This window comes from Bacillus sp. SIMBA_074, from assembly GCF_046534555.1.
GTDB lineage: Bacteria > Bacillota > Bacilli > Bacillales > Bacillaceae_G > Bacillus_A > Bacillus_A mycoides.
This window is the reverse complement of record NZ_JAWRYM010000952.1, coordinates 1-250: the sequence shown is the minus strand read 5'-3', so window position 1 is coordinate 250 and position 250 is coordinate 1. Positions and strand designations below refer to the sequence as shown.

General features: G+C 44.4%; 1 pseudogene. It reads left to right on the top strand.

Features of this window, described 5'->3' with window-relative positions:
• A pseudogene (locus tag SB773_RS33595) lies at nucleotides 1-250 on the top strand (glycolate oxidase); the annotation flags it as partial.

Below are 250 nucleotides of genomic sequence, written 5' to 3'. Positions count from 1 at the left end.
ATTGGTTCATCTTTTTCCATATCCAAAACGAATGAATAGGATTGGGAGTGCAGTCCACCTCTATCAAAAAACGGGGCTATCCAAACTTATCCGTTCATCGAATGTACTGCAAAAGGTTTCCCCTGCCCTTGCACATTTAGAACAAGCACTTCCTCCTATCGAGTCGTCCTCCAAACGAATCCGGACAGGAACGATAATACCGGCAAAAGGGGAAACGAAATTAAGAGTGGCATTTTTTGCTGGGTGCATC